The organism is Paraburkholderia panacisoli (assembly GCF_008369935.1).
GTDB classification, from domain to species: Bacteria; Pseudomonadota; Gammaproteobacteria; order Burkholderiales; family Burkholderiaceae; genus Paraburkholderia; species Paraburkholderia panacisoli.
Genome location: NZ_VTUZ01000033.1, coordinates 38253 through 61317, shown reverse-complemented (window position 1 = coordinate 61317; position 23065 = coordinate 38253). Strand labels below are relative to the sequence as shown.

The window sequence follows — 23065 nt, the reverse complement described above, 5'->3', positions numbered from 1 at the left end:
CCAGGACGACATCTGCCCGGTCAGCCCCATTGACTGCGCATCGCGGCGAAACAGCAGGCGAATGGTCCCGTGTATTGTTCCCATGATTGGGTGTTGGAAGCCACCCGCCTATACCTATCATATGCATTCCGGGTGATGCCAGATATTCGGTTCACATCAGACGTCGTTCGATCCGGCGCGCGCAGGCAGGCCTTGGATTGATGCAGGTTTCGGCGGTGTGCAGTGCATCAATCAATCGCTGCATGCATGTTCAAATACTTGCTCTTCGATTCCGAATCGGGCGGAAACCCGCAAAAGCCGGCGGGAAGTGCCGGCCGCAAGGCGGGCCGTGATGCAGGCGGTAAAGCACGCCGCAAAGACCGATCTGGCAACGCCGGGCCAAAGTGCTAGGCTTGTAGAGTCATAAGTACACTGCGGCGGGCCGCATGAGATCAGCCGTTCCCCGGCCGACCCCGCATCCGATCATGTCCAGTCCGTTGGCCGGCGCCGCTATCGAGTCCGCAAACAACATGGACAAGCCAGTCATCATCGCGGTCGACGACGACCCGGAAGTGGTTGACGCAGTCGCGCGCGACCTGCGGCTCGGATACGGCGAGCACTATCTGATCGTGCGTGCCGGATCGGGGCAGGCAGCGCTCGAAGCGGCTCATCAGCTGCGCTTGCTGAACCGCTCGGTCGCCCTGTTCCTCGTCGACCAGCGCATGCCGCAAATGAGCGGCATCGAGTTCCTCGAGCAGGCGATCGCGCTATTTCCCGAAGCCAAGCGGGTGCTGCTGACGGCGTACGCCGACACCGACGTCGCGATCCGCGCGATCAACAAGGTACGGCTCGACTATTACCTGCTGAAGCCCTGGCACCCGCCGGAGCTCACTTTCTACCCGGTGCTCGACGATCTGCTCGAAGCCTGGCAGACCGCGTGGCGCAGCACTTTTAAGGGGATCCGCCTGATCGACCATCCCTGGTCGCCGCTGGGCCACCAGCTGCGCGACTTCATGGCGCGCAACCATATTCCATACAAATGGCTGGACGTGGCGAGCGGCGGCGAGGCTGACGTCTTGCTGAGTTCACTCGATGCCGCCGCGAGCCAGCTTCCGGTGCTGATTTTCGAAGACGGCTCGGCGCTGAGCCGCCCGACGATTGCGCAGATCGCCGACAAGGTCGGACTCGTCACCCATTCGACCATGCCCTTTTACGACATGCTGATCGTGGGCGGCGGACCGGCGGGACTGGCGGCTGCCGTGTACGGTGCGTCGGAGGGCTTGAAGTCGGCCATCATCGAGCACGAAGCGCCGGGCGGACAGGCGGGGACCAGCTCCCGCATCGAGAACTACCTCGGGTTCCCCGCCGGCGTGAGCGGCGCGGAGCTGTCGCGGCGCGCCCTCACCCAGGCGAAGCGCTTCGGCGCCGAGATCATCCTGACCCAGCGGGCGGTCGGCACACGGGTGGAAGGTCCCTACAAGTTCGTCACCCTTTCCGACGGCTCGGAGGTGAGTTGCCACGCGCTCGTGGTGGCGAGCGGTGTGTCGTACCGAAAGCTCGACGCCCCCGGCGTGGCGCGTCTCACGGGAGCGGGCGTTTACTACGGCGCGGCGATGACCGAAGCGGTCTGCTGCGCGAATCAGGGCATCTACGTGGTTGGCGCGAGCAATTCGGCCGGCCAGGCCGCGATGTTCCTCTGCAAGTACGCGCGCAATGTGGTGATCGTGTGCCGTGGCCCGTCGCTCAGTGCCGGGGTCTCGCGCTACCTGATCGACGAGATCGACGAGACGCCGAACATCAGCGTGCGCCCTCATACCCTGGTGGACAGCGTCGACGGACAAGGCCATCTATCGGAAATTGCGTTGCGCGATGTCAACACAAGCGCGATCGAAGTCGTCCCGGCTGGCGCCCTGTTCATCTGCATTGGTGCCGAGCCTTGCACCGAATGGCTCGGCAATGTCGTGGAGCGCGACGACTACGGCTTCGTGGTGACCGGGCGCGCGTTGCTCACGGACGGCAAGCGCCCGAGGGGCTGGCCGCTGGCTCGCGACCCCTTCCTGCTGGAGACGAGCGTGCCCGGCATCTTTGCAGCGGGTGACGTGCGCGCCGGCTCGATCAAGCGCGTCGCGGCAGCCGTGGGCGAAGGCTCGATCACCGTGCATCTGGTTCATCAATACCTGGCCACCCTATGATCGACCTTGCAAAACTGCGCGAAGTGCCGCCCTTCGCGGATCTGGCGGACGAACAGTTGCGCTGGCTGGCCGAACACCTGACGGAAGTCGACGTCAAAGCGGGGGAGCTTCTCGCACGTGAAGGCGATACGAAGCACGTCTTTTTCGTCGTGCTCGAAGGAGAGTGCCAGGCCACGAAGTTTTCTGGAGCGAAGCAGATTCCCACTAACCGTTTCATCGCGCCAAGCTTCTTTGGGGGCGCATCCCTGCTCGCGGGTACGCCTTCTCCGGGCACGATCGCCGCCGTGACCGACGGCCACCTGGCGCTGCTTCCGGAACGCGCATTCAAGGAACTGCTGGTGGCCTCCGAGGCCTTCAGCCGGTCGATTTTCCGTAGCTCCCTCGATCGTCTCACCACCCTGGAGGCGGCCGTGCGCAACCGGGAGAAACTGGCCGCATTAGGCACCCTCGCGGCCGGGCTCGCGCATGAGCTGAACAATCCGTCGGCGGCAGTGGCGCGCACGGCGGATTGCGCGGTCGAAACACTCGCGATGCTGAAGGATGCGGCGGTCGCGCTCAGTCACAGCGACATTCCGCCGGACGCGATGAGCGCGCTCGACAGCCTCGGCGCGCGCAAGGGACCGGGGAACGGCCCCGCCGCCGACGCGCTGCAGCAGAGCCAGGCCGAGGACGCGCTTCTCGACTGGCTGGCGAAGCTCGGCATCGCGAAGCCATGGCTGATGGCGCCGTGCCTCGCACGAATCGGGATCGGGCCCGCGGACCTCGAACCGCTTGCGGCCCGCCTGAACGAGGAACAGTTTGCGGCCGGCATCCGGTGGCTCGCGACAACTCTGGAGCTGCGTTCGCTGGTGGAGGAAACGCGGCGCGGCGCGGTACGCATCTCTGAGATCGTCAAAGCGATGAAGTCCTACTCGTACATGGACCAGGCGCCGCAGCAGGCGGTCGATCTCCACGACGGCATCGAAGATACGCTTACCATCATGCACCACCGGCTCAAGCACGGGGTCACCGTGCGCAGGGAATACGACCGTAGCCTGCCGCGGCTGGTGGTGTATGGCAGCGAGCTGAACCAGGTATGGACCAACCTGATCGACAACGCCATCGACGCGATGGAGGGCAAGGGAGAGATCGTCATCCGCACTGGCCGCGACGCGAACGAAGCCGTGATCGAAATCACCGACAACGGGCCTGGCATCGCGCCGCAAGTGATGCCGCACCTGTTCGAGCCGTTTTTCACGACCAAGCCGTTGGGCCAGGGCACGGGACTGGGTCTCGACATCTCATACCAGACGGTGGTCCAGCGGCACAGCGGCGAGATCCGCGTCGATTCGCGTCCGGGCCACACGACGTTCCAGGTCCGCCTGCCGCTTGCGCCGCGAGGCGCGGCGAGCAAATAGAAGAGGAACGCCGGTGCGCCGGCGCCATGTTCTTCGGCGACCGCGCCCAGCGATTCAACTTCGTGCAACCGTTCGCCAACGAACCGCGAAGACAGCGCAGCGCGGTGCATCGTCACGATCGCAACGTCAGGGCATTCAGCGCAACGGCGTACAACGGCCGTTGTTGAACTTTGACAGAGTCTCAAGGCGAGCGAAGCGGTCACTGGCGAAAATCACCTGCTCTCTCTCACGCGTTGACGTCTGCCAACGCACACGAATGGCCCGAATTTTCGCGAGCTAAACAGACGTCATCTCGCCATTGGGTCCCGCCGCATTCGCGGACGCGGTATCGATTTGCGCCATATGACTCTTTCGCCATGCAGCCGGCGGCATCCCGAATTCGCGCTTGAATGCCCGATTGAACGCCGGCTCCGAATCGTAGCCGACCTGCTCCGCTAGCGCGGCAAGCGACTTGCTCCCGATCAGGAGTTCATGCGAGGCGAGTTGCAGACGCCACCGCGCCAGGTACTGCATTGGGGGCTGTCCTAACAGGTCAGTGAACCGTTGCGCTAACGCCGAGCGTGATAGTCCCACTTTTCGCGCGAGTTCATCAACGGTCCAGGAGTGTGCTGGCTGAGCGTGAAGCATCGATAGCGCAGGCCCGACAAAGCGATCGCGCACGCCCGCTAGCCATCCCTTCCGGTCTGCGGGCAACGTATCGATACAGCGGCGCACCGCCTCGACAAAGAGTAGTTCGGATAGCCTGGCAAGAACAATCGCACTGCCAGCGCGCCACCGCGCCGCTTCGGCGACAGCGAATCGAAGTGATGATTCAAGCCATGCCGATTGAGGATCGTTGCGCATATCGATCTTGAAGAGCCGCGGCAGCGAGGACAGCAACGGGTTCCCCAACGTACCGTCGCAGGCCAGAAAGCCGCACACCACACGCGTTGGTGGCCCGCCCCCGCCATAGGAGAGTGTCATCACCTGGCCTGGTGCCGTCTCCATCTGAATGGCCAGAAGGGGGCCCGCGAGCGCAGGGGAAAGGTCTAATGCGCTTCCGAAAATATGTGGTTCGCCCTGTGGCACCACCAGCAGTTCGCCAGCATTGAGGTGAATAGCCGAGCCGGGTTCATCTGCCAGTCGCGCTGAACAACTGCCTTCGGTGATCAGATGGTACGAAACCACGCGTTCTGATCCTGGCAGAAAGGCAGCGCAAAGGGCCGCATCCGCCTGGCCAAACAGGCACCAAGGTGTGGTGAAGTCTCCGTTGAGGTACACGGCACCGCTTAGCCGCACAACCCGAAGGACGTCGGAAAGGGCATCCATTAACAGCGTCCGCAAATCCCGGCGTCCTACACAAGAGATCTGGACGCCTGGGCATTCATCGATATGACTTACGAGCTGATACTAGCACCCACGTGATCGCATAACAAATCCCTTTCAGGGTTTCGACGACGGAAGCGGACGATTCACTGCAAACCACCAGGACGACACATCGTGAGTAACGAGAGCACTTACAAAGGCGGTTGCTTTTGTGGCGCGGTTCAACTCACGGTCAGTGGTGAGCCAGCCGCAATGGGCGATTGCCATTGCGATTCATGTCGGAGCTGGTCGGCGGGACCTGTCAACGGACATGTATGCAGCGGCTATTCCAGACTTCCCTTACGACGCCGCCGTCCATGTCCACTATCAGCAGACGAAACTTCGAATGAAGGACGGCCTGCCGAAGATGAAGGACGTTTCGAAAGAACTGGGTGGCTCGGGTATCACGGCAGCCGAATAGCCCATTTGACGCATCAAGGGCCATTGTCCGAGCGGCCCCAGTTGCCGTCCTGCCGGCTCTTCTTTGCAGGCCATAGCCAGCAGGACGGACAAAGGTGCCGCGCTGCCGTACGAAAAGCAGGTTCCCGTCCAAATCCACCAGGAGTACAGTCATGTCCGAACTCGCATCCGTTTCCTCACCCGTTGTCGATCTCGCCGCAGTCAAGACCCGCCAGCAAGCCGCCTGGTCCACAGGCAACTATGCGGTCGTCGGAACCACCCTGCAGATCGTCGGTGAGCAGTTGTGCGAAGCACTCGATCTGCGCGCAGGCAGCCGCGTGCTCGATGTCGCCGCCGGTAACGGCAATGCCACCCTCGCCGCCGCGCGCCGCTGGTGCGACGTGACCTCCACCGACTACGTGTCCTCACTGCTCGAATCCGGGCGGATGCGCGCGCAGGCCGAAGGCCACACGATCCAGTTCCAGAAGGCTGACGCCGAAAACTTGCCGTTTCCCGACGCGTCGTTCGATGTCGTGATGTCCACCTTCGGTGTGATGTTCACGCCGGACCAGGACAAAGCCGCCGCCGAACTCGCGCGCGTGTGCAAGCCTGGTGGCAGGATCGGTCTGGCGAACTGGACGCCGGAGAGCTTCATCGGACAACTGTTCAAGACGATCGGCAAGTACGTGCCACCCGCGCCGGGCGTCAAATCGCCGGCACTGTGGGGCACGAAGGCAAGACTCGAAGAACTCTTCGGCGAAACCGCGCAGGAAATCCACACGACCCGCCGCGAGTTCGCCTTTCGCTACCTCTCGCCGGCACACTGGATCGAAGTGTTCCGCGCCTACTACGGCCCGTTGAACAAGACATTCGGCGCGCTCGATGCCGAGACGCAAGCCGGCTTCACCCAGGACTTGCTGACTCTCATGGAAAGCCGCAATCGTTCGGGCGACGGTACGCTGGTGCTGCCGAGCGAGTACCTTGAGGTGGTGATCGACCGGAAGTGATGCAGCGCTGTCGTGGCGAACCGTCTTACCGTACGTGCCGGCCGTTTGAATGGCACCGATCGGGATTAACGGCGCCGATCGGCCACGCAAACAGTCGACACGTTCTGTCTGTGGTGTCCGAACTATTGCTAAAAAGCGTGAGTGAACAGACGACACTTTTCCCTCGCATCGTCAGAGGAGGCCAACACGGCCATCAGCTAGGGCTTTGAAAAAAGCCGCAAGGTCGCATGGTCGATGCGGAAGTACGGCGGTCAAGTTGTGTAGTTATCCGAAGTCTGCGGCAGCCGCCACCGAGACCGGAACCGAGCTACTGGAGTAGACCATGCTTGCATTCCTTGCCAAGACGTTCCGCAACTTGCTTGAACGCGCTGAATATAGTCGCCGTGACGCATACCTCGAGTCGTCGGTCGATATATGCGACTTGGAACGCCGCATGCGTTCGATCGAGACCAACGGCTAGCGAAACAACAAGGCCGTCGCAGGACCAGCGACAGCTCCTTGCCGTACCACGACCGACGGCCGACATGTTGCGCGGCAGACGTTCAATCCAGTCCGCCAACGACTCGGGATGCGAGAGCAAATATGCCGGCGACCGGTGATGCATCGCTCGCGTGCTCAGCGAATAGTGGATGCGGTCGATGCGACTGCATCTGACCGTCCACTTGATTTAAGGATGACGAAACATGACCCTCACCGCTGCATGCACGCCGTCAACGAAACGGCCGCCGGTTCCCACCACGCCAGACAACGCGGCTGGTCAGCCTGAGCCATATTTCCGTGAGGCAGGAGTTGGCCCGGGCGTCGTATGCTTACACTCGAACGCAAGCACCTCCGGGCAGTGGCGGGCCCTGATTGATCGGCTGGCGCCACAATTCCACGTTTTCGCTCCCGACTCTTATGGTGCCGGCAAAAGTCCGCAATGGCCTTCGGACCGGGTCATTAGCCTTCGCGATGAAATGGAACTCATCGAGCCGGTTCTCTCCAGAGCCGGTTCACCGCTGGCGCTGATTGGTCATTCGTACGGCGCCGCAGTGGCGTTTGTCACGGCGCTCGCTAATCCCCGTCGTGTACATGCAATGGCCCTCTACGAACCAACACTGTTCTCGCTCATCGACGCAGAGACACCTGCGCCGAACGAGGCTGAGGGAATCCGCAAGGCAGTAGCTGATGCAAGCGTCGCCCTCGACGCGGGACACCAGGATGCCGCCGCCGAGCGGTTCATTGACTACTGGATGGGAACGGGTAGCTGGAAGCAGACTCCAGAACTACGCAAGTCTCCAATCGTCGCGTCGGTGACAAATGTGCGTAGATGGGCGCACGCATTGTTCACCGAGCCCACACCATTGACGGCATTCCGGTCGCTCGATATTCCGGTCCTCTACATGGTTGGCAAGCGCTCGACGCCCTCGGCTCATGGTGTAGCACGGCTTCTTACGGCTGCGCTGCCGCGAGTCGAAGTCGTGGAGTTCGAGAATCTTGGCCATATGGGTCCAATTACGGATCCGGACCTGGTGAATGATGTCATCGCGGGATTTCTCGAACGGGTCGAACTCTAGCCGCTCGCAGGAGGGGCTCGGGACTCGAAGGTCCGCTATGGGGGCGGGTTGAGTGCTATGCGAATGACCGCAATTGGCCCTTTCGGAGTTGCGAGGGAATCTGAAACCTGTTTAGGAAGCAGCGCAGCAAACGAATGCACTTCCGACAGATACGACAGCGCCAGCAGCATGTGCCCGTCGTACGCATGATCGAGCCGGGGACAGTCGAAGGCATAGTCGAATATGTCACGCAGGCCGACGCCGCGAGGCTCCCGTTACAGGATCGGGCAGATGTCTTCAAACAATGAGCGCCGCATCTCGCGGCTCATCGGCAGCGCCGGTCGCAAGTCGTTCAGCCTACGCGGCGATGGAAACGGTGAATCCTGATTTCGTCCCAAAGCCCAAGTGCGAAGAACGGATCGTTACGATTGAAGGCCTCGACTTCCTCGCGTGTCTGTGCTTCCACCATAAAGAAGCTGCCGATCTTGTTCTCGCCAGCGTCGTCCATTAATGGACCCGATACAACAAGCGCGATCGGCCGAGTCTCCAGATATGCCCGATGCTGCGGGGTATTGGCTTCGCGAAGCCCGAGCGCGCCAGTCTTGTCGGTGCAATACACGATCCAGTTCATGATTTTCAACTCCTTATCAAAGTCGGACAGGTTTGATACGCGCTTGCTGAGCGGCACAAGAATCCCGCCGGCTTGTAGTTTCATTGCCCCGAAGCGGGCACAGTGGCGGATCCGCCGAATGACGTGGAGAGAGATAATCTCTACGGCCGGAAACCGGGTACAGTATCCGTCCATTGCGACGTGCCCGCATGCGCTGCACGTCTCGTGGCTTACCGAATGATCCGATTTTTTATTTGCTGAAGGTGCGCGCGAACTGCAGACTTCAGTTGAGCCGATCTGCGCGGCGCCCGTGCTGCTTTATCCGGCAGCGCTTGCATGCGTGCTACAAGAAACTGAATGAACGTGCGCACCTTGCTCGAATGGCGGCGATTCAGAAAGTAGGTGACGTAGACCACCGATTTGCCGGCATGCGGATTGGCCTTGGTGCTTTGGAATAGGCACAACAGGCGGCTGGGTGAATGTCGGGGCTTTTTCGTAAGGGAAATGGCGGTTAACTCCAAAAACAGCCATAGCATCTAGTGACTCCCGATTGTGAGGACCGCGCTAAATTCCAAAGAAAGGCAAAACCGCCGCTTCCGATAAGCACCCGGCCGGCAGCTTGAACCGGACTTGGCATGGCTACGCCTCAGCTTGTTTCGCCCGGAGCGCTTTGGCCAATCCAATCGCGCGTGAAGTCACCGCCTTGGTCGAGAACATGGTCAACTTGTTGTCCATAAAACGAATGATTCAGGTTCGAACATTTAGATCAAGCCATTCGAGGGTTTCCACCGTCCTCTGCGATGCATAGAATATATAAGGCGTTAAACCGACGCGCTTCAGATCAAGCGGAGAGGTCATCATGAATGTCACTGCGTTTTTCACGGTCGCGGTTTTAAGCATGTCCGCCTTTACACTGGCATCTGCCAGTGAGCATATGCATGTGAATCACGACCATGAGCACACCCGCTATCAACCGGCCAGCGAGGACCAAGGCGGCGCGGATCAAAACAGATCGCCTCGGGCGCCACAGGACAACAATCAGACCATGCCGGGCAACAAGTAAGCTCGAAGAGTGCGCGTCTCGTCTTAGCGTGCATAACGAAGCAGAAAATCCCGTAACGGCGGATTCACAATATCGGCATGCGTCAAATTGGGCGTGTGTCCCGCTCGGTCGACCAGTACAAGATCTTTGCAGTTCGGCAACCGGGCAGCGAGCGCCTCTGCGCAGTCAGGGCTAATGGCGGCGTCGGCGCGTCCATGGAACACGATCGACGTATGTGTGATCTCGGCAAGGCGGGGCGTGATGTCGTCCCGATAGACCAGGGCATTGACCGGATGTTCGAAGTGATCAGCGCTAGCGTTCATCCATTTCCGGATCCAGGCCGATGCCGCGTACTCGGGACCAAACAGAAACACCGACAGATTCTGCGCGACATTTCTCGCGCCGTTTCGTGCCCACTCCGACTTCAGCTCTTCGAAAGATTGCCGGACCGCTTCGGAGTCGACATCGCTTCTCGTCGATATCAGTGCGATCGCTCGAAAGCGGTCCGGCTCCAGCAACGCAGCCCGCATTGATATAAATCCGCCTTGGGACATGCCGACCAACGATGCCGAGGCAACCTCCAGATGATCGAGCAAGGCAATGAGATCCTGCGCGGAGTCCCAGTAGCTAAAGGCCTTAGTCGTGGCTCCGGTTGCACCGAAACCTCGTTGGTCCCAAACGACGCAACGGAACGCATTCTGGAGTTCCGCAATGTTCGGCTGGAACATGTCGCCGTCCATCAGGAAGCCATGGCTGAAGACAACGACCGGTGCCCCGGAGGGGCCGAACTCATCGTATGCGAAGCGTATCCCTTCTCGTTCAAAAAACGGCATGCGTATCCCTACTTTTGAATAACACGGTGGATTCAATATAAGCCGACCTCCGCTGGAACACCTGACCGAAAGCTCCGATTGCTTGTCAAATCGTCCTGACTTTCCGAAATCTTCATGCACGTCAGACAGGTTTCTACCCATTGACTGCACTCCTTACTTTTGATTAAGTGACGTCTGCGCGGGTGGTCAATCGACTAGTTTGCCGCGAGATGTCACCGCTTAGTGAAGCGTCTTTTTTTGCATTCATGGAACCCGGCAGGCGTCATGCGCCGCCTCGTTCCACCAGGAGAAATGTTGGGGATGACGACAGTACCAATTGATGGAGACAAGCCCGTCTGGATTCTGCAAGGAAGTTTCGGGCGAGCAACGGTGAACTTCATAAGCCGCCCGCTTGTCGCTCACGCTCACGCCCAATACCAGTTCCTTTTCAAGCTGGGTGGAAGCAACTGCAATTTCCGCATCGGCGCAGACGATTGCGCGCTTACAGCGGAACGGGCAATCTGCCTGAACCCTTGGGTCGAACACTCGAAAAGCTGCAACGTCAGCGAACCTTCCCTGATCCTTTCCCTCGTCATCGAAGCCCCCTGGCTGCGCCAGCAATTGAAACTCGCTGAAAACGGCACCGCGAGCATCTTCCCGAAGCCTGAGGTCGTCGTCACGCCGGACGTGCGGCATCACGTGGATCGTATCGCTGCGGCGATCACCAACCACCTGGTCGCCCAGGACGACGATTGCATGCCCATTCTTGCGGATCTGGTAACCGCGCTCGGTCGAGATTTTGCCGATCCTGCGTTGACGGTCGGCATCATCCCGTCAGGCAGACCGATTGATTTCCGCATCCGCAAAGCGGTGGATTTCATCAAGCACGCGTCGGTGATGAATCCCACTGCTGCCCAGGTCGCTGCTCAAGTCGGCTTATCCAGGTCGAGATTCTTCCAGCAGTTCCGACTATGCATGGGTATTTCACCGCAGCACTATATCGATTGGGTCCGCATGTCGCATGCGATCCAGCTGCTCGGCGCTAGCGATAAGCCGCTTTCAGATGTCGCCGAAGAGTTGGGGTTCGAAGAACACAGCCACTTCACCCGTTTCTTCGCACAACATATGGGCGTGCCGCCCAGTGAGTTTCGCAGACATTCGGTGACGTTGGACAATCAGCGCAGTTGAGCGCTGGTGTGGGGCGCCGAACGATCCCCACACCCTGTGAAAAAACAGGTTTGATTTAACCGGAATCAGGCCGCGGACTTCTGTTCTGCGTAACCACTCTCACTGATGGACGCGTCGGCAGCGACTGGATTGCCAAGTACGCCCAGTCCATCGATCTCGACCTCGACCCAATCTCCTGGCCGCATATGCACCAGCCCCGGTGTCGGAAAGGGACCGTATTGACGCGAGAGATCGTTGCCTTCCACATCATCCGGATGGGGCTTCAACGCACCAGGCGTGCCCATTGCAATCAGATCGCCAGGCCGCAAACGATAACCCTGACTCAGATAGCTGATGACTTGCGCAACGGTCAAAAGCATATCGTCGAGCGGTGCGCTCTGACGAACGATACCATTGACGCGAGTCTTGATAGTGTGCGTGGCAGGATCGCCAAACTCATCAGGGGTCATCAGCCACGGCCCATAAGATCCGGATGCTTCGAAATTCTTGCCAAGGCCGAATTGACGATTGTGCATCTGGAACTCGCGAACCGATCCTTCGTTGAGGCAGGTGTAGCCCGCCACATGTTCCAGCGCCCGCTCCACTGGAATATGACGTCCAGGCGTGCCGATGACGACGCCCAGTTCGCCCTCATAGTCGAACGCGCGTGCAACGGATCCCGGCGGTGCCAGGATCGGCTCGCCGGCTCCGACATAGGACGCAGCCGTGCGCATGAAAAGGTGGGGAAATTCCTTCGACGTTTGAAGTCCCGTCTCTGCGATATGGCTCTTGAAGTTCAACGCCAGTGCCCACATCGCGTTCGGGCGTTCCAGGAAGGGCTTGAGCGTGACGTCTGCGAGCGCCCGGTCGCCCTGCCGCCCTTCCGCCGCTAGCTGCAACCGCGTTAGCCCGTCCTCCTGCTCCAGGATTGAAATGAGGCTGGAAGGAAGGTCCTGGGCGAGGTCGGAGACAGCAACGAAATGGGTCGGGCTGGTGACGATGCCAAGTGCGATGCCGCCACCGTCTGAGTAAGCAATAATCTTCATAATCGAAAGTCTCTTTGCGTTGGATTAGAAAGCTGAATTTGCAGCTTGAATGCAGGAGCGATGTCCCGCGTGAACCGATGACGCCGGCAGCGCACTGGCGCGTGCGAATCCAATCACAGCCTTGCCGGCGAGTGCAGCATGACGTCGCGAGTCTCAGTTCTCCGCCACAGCGCTGTCGGGAAACTTTTGAACCGCCCTGCGATCGACCAACGATAGGGCGCCGAGCGTGAGGATCGCGGCGCCGGCGGGCACCACGGAGATAAGCACGATATCGCGCACCGGCCAACCGAGCGACAGCAAGCCCCCTCCAATCGCCGGCCCCACGAAGGAACCGACCCGCCCGATCGCATGCCCCCAGCCGACCCCAGTCGCGCGTATTTCCGGCGGATAGAAAGAGACTGCGAGAGCGGTCTGGCCCATGATGCCGTTGACCAGACCGGCGCCAATCACACCGATGAGCAGCAGCACGATGCCTGGGGTCACTGCTACCTGACTAAGGCTGGTAATGCTAAGCATCACAAGCAACAACCCCAGGACCAGCGCCGATTTCACCCTGAGCCTGCCAGCAAGCGTCATCATCGCGACAGCACAGGTCATCAGAATGTTGCCGCTCAGACCACCGATACTGAAGGCCGCCATGCCGACCGACGCATGGTCCGCTGAGAAGCCGAAATCCACCAGAAGCGTCGGCACCCAGAACAGCAGTGCGTAGACGTCCATGAAGATCAGGAATGAAAACAACCACAGCAGGCATGTGTAGGCGCCCAGACCGTTTTCGAACAGCGCCTTGAGCGGGTTAGACGCACGCACGGCGGCGATATTCGCTATCACCGGGCTGCGCGCAGGGAGGATGCGAAAGAACGCGGGAACCAGCAGGAAAGGAAGGACACCGCCAGTCACGAAGATGGACTGCCAGCCAAAGTGACCCATCAGAGGACCACCGGCCACGCCGCCCGTGACCGCGCCAACGGACATGCCGGTCGTCACTAGCAGGGACGCCGCCACCTTATGCCTGGCGCCAATGATGCTGGCAGCCGCCGTAATGGCGATGGGTAGCGCCGCGCCCAAACCGATGGCCGCCGCGAGGCGCATGACGGACAAGCTGGCGATATCGTTCGCATACGTGGTCAGCAGCGTGCTCCCGGCGAACAGCACCACGCTGGCGACACCCACGGAACGGTGTCCGAAACGGTGAGCGAGCGGACCGGAAATCATGAAACCGATCGCCGCGCCAATGTTCGTCGCCACGAAAACGGTGGTGAAGAGCGCGGGCGCCAGGTGCCATTCATGAGCGAGCTTTGGCACCACAAAGGAGATCGACGTAGTGTTGAATCCGTCTAGAACAATCACCAGGAAACACACCAACAGGGCCAGTAGAGGACCTGCGCGGCGCGCTTTCGCCAAGCCGCCTTCTTTAGACGGTTTCGGGTCTTTCGCATTCATCAAATCACCTCCTATCAATGCATGCACGGGCACGCGACCCGGCTAGAATGCTCTATCCAGGCTGAGCAAACGCCTGTTGAACTGACGCACCACCAAGGACTCAGGCCCGTATAGACATTGCGATGCGCTCTTGCAGCGCAGGAGAAAAAATGCGCTTGGGAAGCATGCAGTGAATGCCCTTCGGCGGGATGGTCGAGTAGACCGTTCCGGTTTGATTGGCGTATTGCGTCACGCGGAAGCTGCCTGCCACGCTATAGATTCCGTAGCAATCTTCCGGTGCAATACCGCTAGCCGCGGACAGCCAGCTGATCATCTGGCGCAGGCAGGCCACCAGTGAATTCTCGAGGGAGTCGGAAAACCCGAAGCCGATCCAGTGGTCAGGTGTCTCTGCCATTGGCACGTTCAGTGCAGCACCCTTGTGGAGGATGTACTGGATGCGCATCTCTTCAAAGGCCGTCTCAATCGAAGTCTGATCGACGTTGCCTTCACCCGACGCTCCCATGGAGCCACCCGTCCACACCCGCGCGCCGCTCACCTGTACAGGCAGGAAGATCGACGTATCGACACCCAGCACGGCACAGTCGAGATTGCCGCCATAATTGCCGGCCAGATTCGCGCTGATGGGTTTCTCGCCGGCCGGCTGCGCGGCGATATACGCCTGAAATGGCTTCAGCGGAATATTCACGCCTGGCACATAAAAGGCGGCGGTCCTGTCCTTGTCGAATTTCAGATATCGCAGGTAAGGCTTGAAATCGTGCGGCAATGCGCCGACGCCAGGAGGCGCGGAGTTCCAGCCCCAGTCGATCGGCCGCATCTTCAACATACGGCATTCGACCAGATCGCCCGCTTCGGCACCGATGATCGAAACGGGCCCAATCAGCGAGAAGGGCCCGTTGGGGTACTTCTTGCGGATCGGCTCGCGCTCCTTGAAGGTCAGCCCATACTTTGCCTCATTGCCCCAATTGGTCCACGTGCCGTCATACCAGACGGTATCGCCCGATCTGATCGTGACCGCCGTCGGCGCGCTGGGCTCGATCTGCCCGACCTTCACAGTGTCCAGTGACGGGACCAGTTTGATGGTCTGGCCTTCGCGCGAGGATGCCGCAACAGCCGCTCCTTGCGACGTGCCGTTCTGCGCGCGAGCTCCTCCGGACAAACCTAAAGCGCCCGCGGCAAACGCGCCGAATCCCAACTTCAGGATCGAGCGACGGCAAGCGTCGGTCGCGTCAGATGTCGAGGCATGCCTGTCCTCCGCGGCGCTTGCTACGCTCACCGCATCACATTGTTCTGTTTCGCGTTTCATGAAAATCTTCCTGATATGGTTTCGATGGGACACGACGTGTCATCGCACAGTCGTTGCACCGATTGCTTCAATTGCACCCTTGATGACCTGATCATCGATCTCAGAGGGTGCGCCACTCGCGCCAACGGCACCTGACAGATGCCCATCGACAAAGACAGGAAACACCCCCCGTGCCGGCAGAAAAGGGGCGAAATACCCCGCACCCGAAACATTGCTGTACTCCGAAGGATCGTCCTTGAAGCGCTGCTCCAGCGTTGCACCGGACTGACCGCCGAGGGCAACGGAAGCGAAGGCTTTGCCGCGCGCAAAATCGATGCTGACAAAGGGCGCACCGTCCATGCGCACGGCCATGATGAGGTGACCTCCCGGGTCGAGCACGGCGAAACTCATCGCGAGATGACGGCTCTGCGCGGTGGCCGTTGCGATCTCAACGAGCTTCATTGCCTGCTTCATGCTCAGCGAATAGCCTGCAAGCGGGGACGCTGCCAGTTGCGCATCAGTTGTGTCGGCAGCGCAAACATTGCTCAGAAAGGCGAGACATGCCGAACCAAGTAATGTGGCCAATACGGCCTTTGTTGACGGAGCTGAACGACAGAATCTCAAGCTAGTCTCCTCTTCATGACACCTCGAGCAGCGCTCGATAGATGAAGCTTATGGTGGGGGGCGCGCGTCGCTATAACCAGAAAGATTGCGCGTTTACCAATACGTCCGATAATTCTTTCGGGCTTATCGCCGAGGACGCGGCCCCCAGAAATCGAGTGTGCTATTGGCCCAATCCGGACGACGGCGGAGCCTCTTTCGATGCAGCGGCCTTGCGCTCCGCGTCCATGAGATTCTGCGGATAGTTATCCTGATTGCCCGACTCTCGATAGCCGTTCTTTTCGAGCGCCTTCAACTCGGCGTTCTTCTGCTCCCGCCCGGCCTTGCGCGCAGCCTTACGCTGAGCTTTGGCGATCTGCTTTGACGTTGAGGCGCTCATGGATGGAGACACCTGCTCTCCAATAGCCGGTTGTTGAGCCAGCGCCACCGGCACCTCGATAAGCATCAAACCAAGCGATACGACAAGTGCAGCTGAAACTGCACGAAACTGGACCATGATTGGGTCTCTCTGAAAGTTGGACTACTGAGCGCAGAGGGATCGTGACGCAAGGTGCCCCAGGACCGCTCGACGAAGTCCTGGGGCAAAGGCAGCGGTCCGCCCGCGAGTCACACGCGCCAAACCGCTACCGGTTCGCTTACTCGGTCGCGAATACTGCTACGCCGGCACCCGCGAACTGCTCCGAGTGGCCCGGTCCATGCGGCACGAACACACGATGAGACTCACCGTCCACCGCCACCGAATGCGCGCCCATCGTGGTTGGAACAATCGCGACGATGCTGCGCGTAGCGGCGTCGATAATGCCGAGCGCCGGGTCGAACTTGGCCGTCTTGCTGCCAACCTGCGAGACGTTGTCGGCCGAACGGTGGCCGGCGGCCAGAAAGTAGCGGTTGGACACCGGGTCGTACACGACTTCGTCCGCGCCGCCGAACGGCAACTCGGCGACCGTTTGGCCGTTCGTCCGGTCGATGATCACCGTAGTCTGCTTGCCTCCCTCGTCCGGATCGCATCCGATCACTGCGTCGTTGCCCGGGCCCATCGCGAGGCCAGTCGGACCCTCACAACCCTTCAGTGCGAATACGTTCGCAACGGCAGGCTTGCCGTCGAGAATCGACGCGACCGGAATCACATCGACCTCCCCTTTCGGGTTGGCTTTCGTACCATCGTTGTTCAACACGAAGTTCTTGCCTTTCGGGTCGTACGCACACGCTTCAAGACCGGTCGAATCCTTCAACGTGACTTTCCCGATCACTTCCTGGGTCTCGGTATTGATGAAGGTGGCAAAAGGCGGCTGCTCTGCGCCACTCGAGAACATCACGACATGATGCTCGGGGTCCAGACAGCTCTCATCGGCGCGAATGCCGGACGTGCTGACGGTAATGGTCTTAACCAGCTTTTTGGTTGCGACGTCGATCACCTTGACCGCGTTGACGTCCCCCACGTACACCAGCGACGTGCCCGGCACCGGGGTGACCCCCGATGGTCCCGATTTGTCATGGCTGGGTCCTATGCCGGCGAAATCCGCCGAAATCTGGTCGAGCAGCGTGGCCGTTTTCGCGTCGAACACGTCCAGCGTCGCGTTCGCCCCGTCCGCAAGGTAGTACTTGCCATCCGCCGATGCGCTAATATCGAAGCCGAACGGCTTGGCGCTCGTCACCGGAATATTCGCAAGCCATTTGGGTGCGGTCTCGGCCGCGTCGCTCGCCCACGTATAGGCACCGACCGCCAAAGTACCCGCTAACGCCAGTCCAAGGTAAGTACGTTTCATGTGTTGACTCCTCCAATCAGTCGTTAAAATTTCCAGCTTCGGCTGGGACGGGGAGCACTTCCCCAATTCGGTTATCGCAACGCAGACGAATCCGCGAAATAAGCGTTGTTAGAAAGCGTGATACATGCCGACTCGCACGTCAGCCTGCTGCCCCGCCAACGAGGGTGCGAAACTCCCGCCGATGACGGCGTCCACACCGGACGATGCTTTCAGGTAGTCCGAGGAGATGTAGACCTGAGTACGTTTCGACAGCGAATAAAGTGCCGCTGCAGTCAACTGGTTCCACGTGTGACCTTCGAAGCCGGTGTGCTGATAACCCAGAACCAGTTGCGTGGCCGGTGTGACCTGATACGTCGCCCCGGTTTCATAGACATGCATGACCGAGGTCTGGGCCTGGTACTTCAGGGTGGTGTCGCTGAAGTCGCCGTAGAGCGTGAAGTCTCCAATCGCGTACGATGCGCCGATCCCGAACGTTCCCAGAGAGTCGATCTGAAACTCGGGCATCAGATCGGTCGCGACGTTGTCCGATACAGTGGCGACAGGCACGTTGAAGAACGTGTGGACACCAATTTGCGCATAGGGGTCCAGCGTGGGCTTGGCCTGGTACGTGTACGCCGCCCCCACAATCAAAGGTCCATTGGCGTATTGCAAGCCGGCACTCCAACCGCTTCCGTCATGAAAGCTCCCGGCCGTATTGCTAAAGCCGTACATCGCCCCAAAAGTGAAGCCGCCCCATACGGGACTCGTGTACTTGATGGAATTCTTTATGCGGTCATTGTTGGTGTGGTCAAAATCGCCCTGGTGGATCGCGTAGCCGCTGCCGGAAGCGCCCACGTTGAACTGACCGAAGAAATCCGCGCTGAAATCGAACTGATTGCCCATCGTCAGCGTGCCGTAGCTGGTCTGCAGACCTACCCATGCCTGCTGGCCAAATAAGGTGTTCGGCTGATTGAGCTGGCCGTTGTTCAGGTTAAACAGGGTCGACAACTTGAACACGGTCTTGACGCCGCCGCCCAGATCCTCGGTGCCAGTCAGTATCCATAGATTTGGAAACAGCACGCCGCTATCGGCTTTGTAATTGTGGTGACCGCCATCGTTGTCGACGAACGTGATACCGTTGTCCAGTTTGCCCGCCATCGTGATGCTACTCTGCGCAAAACTCGCACAGCTCAAACCGGCGCTGCACAGCCCCGCACCAATGACTGCGGCAATCAGCCTTCTTTTCATGTCTTCCTCACTCGCTCTATGTAATGGATTCACTGCCAGCCGCTCCCGATTTCACAGCTCGCATTTGTATATTCGTTGTACGAATCATTCGGGCAGGAAAGACAGGCTAAACGACCCGTCACGACGCATTTGCAAGACAGCCACATCGCCTCGGTCGTTGTCTTTGCTAGCTTCCGAGCCGCCGCCACGCCAAATCTTTCCCCACATCTAATGCAACATTCATGCAATCGATTGCATAAGACTGTGCGATCTCTTCCTGGCAAAAAAAATTTTGACTTATGCTTTTCCTCGGTATTTCGATTAATCAGATGAGGTTTAGTAAGCGTGCCTTCGCAAAGAGAAGAACAGTTTGCAGTAGCGGTCACGCACTGCAGATCCGTTAATCACCCTACTCTCCCGGCGCGTTCTCGACCGATCCGGTTACCCACCGCGTTTGTCTCGAGCGGATCGTTATCCAGATATTACGGAACATCGGGTTAAAATCCTTGACCTCGCAGTCTCGCGACTTATCAAAGCGTCCGTTTTCATGACTAACGGTAACTGGAAATAGCGACAACAGCGGCGAAGTGCGTGCACGACGAACAACACCTGGATCGACAAGCAATCTTGAGGTCATTCATCGCCCAGCAGCGTCAGCCGATCCGCTCTTTTCTGCTCCGTCCGAGCACGTCCGCAAGCACGGCAATGAGCAGAACGGTACCAATGATCAACGGCTGCCAGTTTGCGTTGAGGTTCAAGAGGTTCATCCCGTCGATCACGAGCGCGAGAATGAGACATCCGGACAACGTGCCCAGCAAGCTCCCTGCGCCACCGAACAGGGATGTGCCACCAATCAATATGGCCGCGATAACGGGAAGCAGAAGCGGCTCGCCCATGGCTGAATCTGCTGCATTGACCCGCGCGAGATAGATGAGCGCGGCAATCCCGGACATCAAGCCGCTTATCGTATAGACAGTAATTTTGCGCCGGCGCACCGGTATCCCCGAGAGCCTCGCAACCTCGCTATTGGCGCCAATCGCGTAGATTTCCCGGCCGAAATTGAGACCTCCCGTGACGATCGTCGCACCAAGCAACACGACTACCATCATGTAGACGGGCAACGGTATGCCGCCAAGGAATCCTGTGCCCAGTGCTCTGAAGCCCGCCGGAAAGCCGTAGATTTCGTTACCGCCCATGTAATGGAACGCGAGCCCCTGAACGACCCAAAGCATCCCGTAGGTGGCGAGAAACGGTGGAAGCCGCAGCAACGTCACGGCCAGGCCATTAAGCAGCCCAATGAGCGTACTGCAAGAAAGCGCGGTTGCAGCCGCGAGAATCGGCGACCCGCCAGTCTTCATTACACCCGCCGCCAGACAGGCCGACAGCGTAAGATTGGCCGCGATTGAGAGATCAAAGCCGCCAGACAGGATCACCAGCGTGAGACCGGAGGCGAGCAGGAACATCAGGCTGGCCTGACGCAGAACGTTGAGCAGATTGGGGGCCGTGGAGAACGCAGACGTCGCGAAGACCAATGCCATCGCAATCAGAACGATGAGTACGGCGCGATAGATCAGCGTGGCCGTTTCCTCGCGGACATGATTTCGCACATCCAGCTGGCTGACGCGGGACCATACGAAACGGGAGTTGTTCAGAATATTCATGCTTTCGCTCCGTTGACTCTGGACTTGCGCACACTGTCGATAACAACGACAAGGAGTACCAGCATCCCGACGGAAACCACCTGAAGAGAAGACTCAACGCCAAGGAGATTCAGGGCATTGCGCAAAACGCCGATCGTCAATACGCCCATGACTGTGCCGAACAACCATCCTTCGCCACGCTCGAAAGACGTGCCGCCGAGGACCACGGCCGCAATCGCGTCGAACTCCATGCCGATCGCCGAGTTAGGCTCGGCGGAATTCATTCGGCCGACCAGCACCAGCGCCGCCAGTCCGACCATCAATCCACCGAAGACATAGATCGCGATGTGAAAGACTTTGGCCTTGATACCGGCGAGAAGCAGCGCATCCCGATTACCGCCGATGGCGAACACATAGGTGCCAAACCGGGTGTGATATAGCAGGAGATGGGTTAATGCATACGCGATGAGCGCAAAGATCACCGGAAACGGAATGCCGAGAAGGTTCCACGCATAGAGCTGCGCTACGCTGGGGTTCTCGACGACAACCGCGTTGCCGTCCGTCAGCACTAGCGCGATACCGTGGGCAATGCCGAGCGTACCAAGCGTGACAACAAAGGGAGGAAGCCCCAACTTCGCGATGAGTACGCCGTTGAAGAGACCAGTCAGTATTCCCACCGTTACTGAAGCACATAACGCCAGCGCGATGCCCCACCCCAACCCCAGCGTCTGAGCGAACACGACCGCACAGAGACTGAGGAGCGCACCCACGGAGAGGTCGAGCCCCTCGCTCAGAATGACTAGCGTCATCGGCATGGCAATCATCAGCAGGATCGAGAGCTGCAATCCGATGTTGGTGAGGTTGCCACTCGATGCAAACCCAGGCACACCGAGCATCGCCGCCGCGCCAAGCACGGCACTCGCCGCGACAATCGACGGCACAGGCCGGCGCTTGCGTATCACACCGCTTCTTTCAACGATTGCTTCCATGATTTAACTCCCGTGCATCGCCAGGCGAAGAATGTTCCGTTCGCTCAAGCTCTCTCTTGGTAATTCACCCGAGACCACGCCTTCGCGCATGACGTATGCGCGGTCGCAAACGTGAACGATCTCCGTCAGTTCAGAGCTGATGAGTAGAACCGCGGCACCGTCTTTAATCAGTTTCTCGATCAAGTTGAAAATTTCCGTCTTTGCGCCTATGTCAATGCCACGCGTCGGTTCATCGAATATGAACAGCCGGCAGCCGGCACTGAGCCATTTGCCAATCACGATCTTCTGCTGATTGCCGCCGCTCAGGACACGGGCGCATTTATTGGGGTCACCGGGCGCGATCCGCAAGGAATCGATGAGCACTTTAGTCGCACTCCTTGCTTTCTCCGCTTGATACCACCCTTTCGGAAAGAGTTTCCACAGGCTGGAAGTGAGCAGGTTTTCATGCACGGAGCGCTTCAGCGCCAGCCCCTCCTGCTTCCGGTTCTCAGGAATCAGACCCACGCCCATTGCCGCGACTTTGTCAGGACCGCCGGTCACAGCTTCCCCAAAGACGGTGACCTGGCCGGTTTGAATCGGGTCCGCGCCGAAGACCGCGCGCACGACCTCCGTGCGCCCTGCGCCGACCAGTCCCGAGAGTCCGACGATCTCGCCGCATCGAACCTGCAGATCGACACCTCGAACGCCGGTCTTGGTGGTCAACTGGCGCACGTCGAGCGCGACCTTGCCCGGCTCGCCGAAATATTGGCGCTTGTACGCCGTCCCGACTGATCGGCCCACCATCAACGCGATCAGTTCATCCGATGTCGCCGCGGTGGCCGGCATCGACTGCACGAGGCGGCCGTCGCGCAGTACCGTGACGCGATCGCCCAGGTCGAACACCTCCTTCATGCGATGGGAGATATAGACAATCGCGGCACCGGACTCGCGCAGCTTCCTGACGACACGGAACAGCGCCTCCGCCTCACGATCGGAAATCGCTGCAGTCGGCTCGTCCATGACCACCACCCGGGCATCGTGCGAGAGCGCCTTCGCGATCTCCACCATCTGCTGCTGCGCGACGCCGAGGTCGGCCGCGTACGCGTGGGTATCGTAGGCAAGTCCAAGTTCTTCGAGCGCCCCCCTGGCGTCGAGATGCATCTTGCGATGATCGATCAGGCCAAAGCGATTGCGCGGTTCGCGCCCCAGATAGATGTTCTGCGCGATAGTCAGATGCGGTACGAGAGAGAACTCCTGGAAGATCACCGCAATGCCAAGTCGTTTGGCGTCGGCCGGCGACTCGATGGTTATCGGTTGGCCGTTGCTGAAGAATTCGCCGGAGTCGGCTCGGTACGCGCCAAACAGTACCTTCATCAAGGATGACTTCCCAGCGCCGTTCTCGCCGAGAAGCATATGCACTTCACCTGCATACAGCTGAAGGTCGACGTCAGCCAGGGCGCGCACACCTGGGAAGCTCTTGCAGATCTTGCGCAATTCCAGAAGAGGGACGGCTGCGGTCGGAATCGTTGTTTCCATGTTTGCCTTCACTTTGCGGTTCGAGCAGCCACTGGCAATGCAAGCGTATCGTTCGAGCGATATCGCGCACCGC

The 23065-nt window shown here is 59.6% G+C and carries 22 protein-coding genes and 1 pseudogene; 9 read left to right on the top strand and 14 right to left on the bottom strand.

The genetic code is table 11. The annotated features are described in order from the left end of the window. Window positions 1-464: 464 nt before the first annotated feature. Complete coding sequence (locus FVF58_RS35300; protein ID WP_246217309.1) at window positions 465-2171, top strand: NAD(P)/FAD-dependent oxidoreductase; 1707 nt, start codon at window positions 465-467, stop codon at window positions 2169-2171. Beyond that, on the top strand, window positions 2168-3568 hold the full coding sequence (locus FVF58_RS35295) for an ATP-binding protein (RefSeq protein ID WP_149674351.1): 1401 nt from the start codon (window positions 2168-2170) through the stop codon (window positions 3566-3568). The genes FVF58_RS35300 and FVF58_RS35295 overlap by 4 nt, the downstream gene beginning before the upstream one ends. Before the next feature lie 276 nt (window positions 3569-3844). On the opposite strand, the gene FVF58_RS35290 is transcribed toward FVF58_RS35295, so the two are convergent. Next, window positions 3845-4876, bottom strand: a complete 1032-nt coding sequence (locus FVF58_RS35290; RefSeq protein ID WP_149674350.1) for an AraC family transcriptional regulator — start codon at window positions 4874-4876, stop codon at window positions 3845-3847. A gap of 171 nt (window positions 4877-5047) precedes the next feature. On the opposite strand from FVF58_RS35290, the pseudogene FVF58_RS55205 reads away from it, so the two are divergent. From FVF58_RS55205 to FVF58_RS35270, 5 genes and pseudogenes are all read left to right on the top strand, one after another. Next, window positions 5048-5125 (top strand): annotated as a pseudogene (locus tag FVF58_RS55205) (GFA family protein); the annotation flags it as partial. Beyond that, window positions 5112-5333 carry a hypothetical protein gene (locus FVF58_RS35285; RefSeq protein WP_246217308.1) on the top strand — a complete coding sequence of 74 codons (222 nt, stop codon included), beginning with the start codon at window positions 5112-5114 and terminating at the stop codon, window positions 5331-5333. The pseudogene FVF58_RS55205 and the gene FVF58_RS35285, both read left to right, overlap by 14 nt. A 151-nt stretch (window positions 5334-5484) precedes the next feature. After that, window positions 5485-6318, top strand: a complete 834-nt coding sequence (locus FVF58_RS35280) for a class I SAM-dependent methyltransferase (protein ID WP_149674349.1) — start codon at window positions 5485-5487, stop codon at window positions 6316-6318. Between the two features lie 322 nt (window positions 6319-6640). Further along, window positions 6641-6778 (top strand): DUF3563 family protein, encoded by a 138-nt coding sequence (locus FVF58_RS35275; RefSeq protein WP_149674348.1) that lies wholly within the window; start codon window positions 6641-6643, stop codon window positions 6776-6778. A gap of 223 nt (window positions 6779-7001) precedes the next feature. Next, window positions 7002-7874 (top strand): alpha/beta fold hydrolase, encoded by an 873-nt coding sequence (locus tag FVF58_RS35270; RefSeq protein WP_149674347.1) that lies wholly within the window; start codon window positions 7002-7004, stop codon window positions 7872-7874. A gap of 331 nt (window positions 7875-8205) precedes the next feature. On the opposite strand, the gene FVF58_RS35265 is transcribed toward FVF58_RS35270, so the two are convergent. Further along, window positions 8206-8568 (bottom strand): YciI family protein, encoded by a 363-nt coding sequence (locus tag FVF58_RS35265; protein ID WP_246217307.1) that lies wholly within the window; start codon window positions 8566-8568, stop codon window positions 8206-8208. Between the two features lie 125 nt (window positions 8569-8693). After that, complete coding sequence (locus FVF58_RS35260; protein ID WP_149674346.1) at window positions 8694-8999, bottom strand: hypothetical protein; 306 nt, start codon at window positions 8997-8999, stop codon at window positions 8694-8696. A gap of 323 nt (window positions 9000-9322) precedes the next feature. Here FVF58_RS35260 and FVF58_RS35255 point away from each other — a divergent pair, with 323 nt between their 5' ends. Continuing rightward, the gene (locus FVF58_RS35255) at window positions 9323-9526 is read left to right on the top strand and encodes a hypothetical protein (RefSeq protein ID WP_149674345.1); all 204 of its coding nucleotides are present in this window, start codon (window positions 9323-9325) and stop codon (window positions 9524-9526) included. A 23-nt stretch (window positions 9527-9549) separates the two neighbouring features. On the opposite strand, the gene FVF58_RS35250 is transcribed toward FVF58_RS35255, so the two are convergent. Further along, the gene (locus FVF58_RS35250) at window positions 9550-10338 is read right to left on the bottom strand and encodes an alpha/beta fold hydrolase (RefSeq protein WP_188131019.1); all 789 of its coding nucleotides are present in this window, start codon (window positions 10336-10338) and stop codon (window positions 9550-9552) included. A gap of 300 nt (window positions 10339-10638) precedes the next feature. Here FVF58_RS35250 and FVF58_RS35245 point away from each other — a divergent pair, with 300 nt between their 5' ends. Further along, a complete protein-coding gene (locus FVF58_RS35245; protein WP_188131018.1) occupies window positions 10639-11505 on the top strand; it encodes a helix-turn-helix domain-containing protein in 867 nt (288 codons plus the stop codon). Window positions 11506-11570: 65 nt separating this feature from the next. On the opposite strand, the gene FVF58_RS35240 is transcribed toward FVF58_RS35245, so the two are convergent. The 10 genes from FVF58_RS35240 to FVF58_RS35195 all read right to left on the bottom strand — a co-directional run bounded on the left by FVF58_RS35240 (window position 11571) and on the right by FVF58_RS35195 (window position 22992). Then, complete coding sequence (locus FVF58_RS35240; RefSeq protein WP_149674342.1) at window positions 11571-12530, bottom strand: fumarylacetoacetate hydrolase family protein; 960 nt, start codon at window positions 12528-12530, stop codon at window positions 11571-11573. Window positions 12531-12683: 153 nt separating this feature from the next. Further along, entirely contained in the window at window positions 12684-13973 is a 1290-nt protein-coding gene (locus FVF58_RS35235; RefSeq protein ID WP_149674341.1) for an MFS transporter, read from the bottom strand. A 100-nt stretch (window positions 13974-14073) separates the two neighbouring features. After that, complete coding sequence (locus tag FVF58_RS35230; RefSeq protein ID WP_246217306.1) at window positions 14074-15165, bottom strand: acetamidase/formamidase family protein; 1092 nt, start codon at window positions 15163-15165, stop codon at window positions 14074-14076. Window positions 15166-15315: 150 nt separating this feature from the next. Then, window positions 15316-15840, bottom strand: a complete 525-nt coding sequence (locus FVF58_RS35225) for a GlcG/HbpS family heme-binding protein (protein ID WP_246217305.1) — start codon at window positions 15838-15840, stop codon at window positions 15316-15318. Between the two features lie 199 nt (window positions 15841-16039). Continuing rightward, window positions 16040-16372, bottom strand: coding sequence for a hypothetical protein (locus FVF58_RS35220; protein ID WP_149674339.1), 333 nt, complete (start codon window positions 16370-16372; stop codon window positions 16040-16042). Between the two features lie 139 nt (window positions 16373-16511). Continuing rightward, window positions 16512-17642 carry a YncE family protein gene (locus FVF58_RS35215; RefSeq protein ID WP_149674338.1) on the bottom strand — a complete coding sequence of 377 codons (1131 nt, stop codon included), beginning with the start codon at window positions 17640-17642 and terminating at the stop codon, window positions 16512-16514. A gap of 108 nt (window positions 17643-17750) precedes the next feature. Further along, entirely contained in the window at window positions 17751-18869 is a 1119-nt protein-coding gene (locus tag FVF58_RS35210; RefSeq protein WP_149674337.1) for a porin, read from the bottom strand. A gap of 632 nt (window positions 18870-19501) precedes the next feature. Beyond that, window positions 19502-20509 carry an ABC transporter permease gene (locus FVF58_RS35205; RefSeq protein WP_149674336.1) on the bottom strand — a complete coding sequence of 336 codons (1008 nt, stop codon included), beginning with the start codon at window positions 20507-20509 and terminating at the stop codon, window positions 19502-19504. Continuing rightward, window positions 20506-21477 carry an ABC transporter permease gene (locus FVF58_RS35200; protein ID WP_149674335.1) on the bottom strand — a complete coding sequence of 324 codons (972 nt, stop codon included), beginning with the start codon at window positions 21475-21477 and terminating at the stop codon, window positions 20506-20508. The genes FVF58_RS35205 and FVF58_RS35200 overlap by 4 nt, the downstream gene beginning before the upstream one ends. Before the next feature lie 3 nt (window positions 21478-21480). After that, complete coding sequence (locus FVF58_RS35195) at window positions 21481-22992, bottom strand: sugar ABC transporter ATP-binding protein (protein ID WP_149674334.1); 1512 nt, start codon at window positions 22990-22992, stop codon at window positions 21481-21483. Between the last annotated feature and the right edge of the window lie 73 nt (window positions 22993-23065).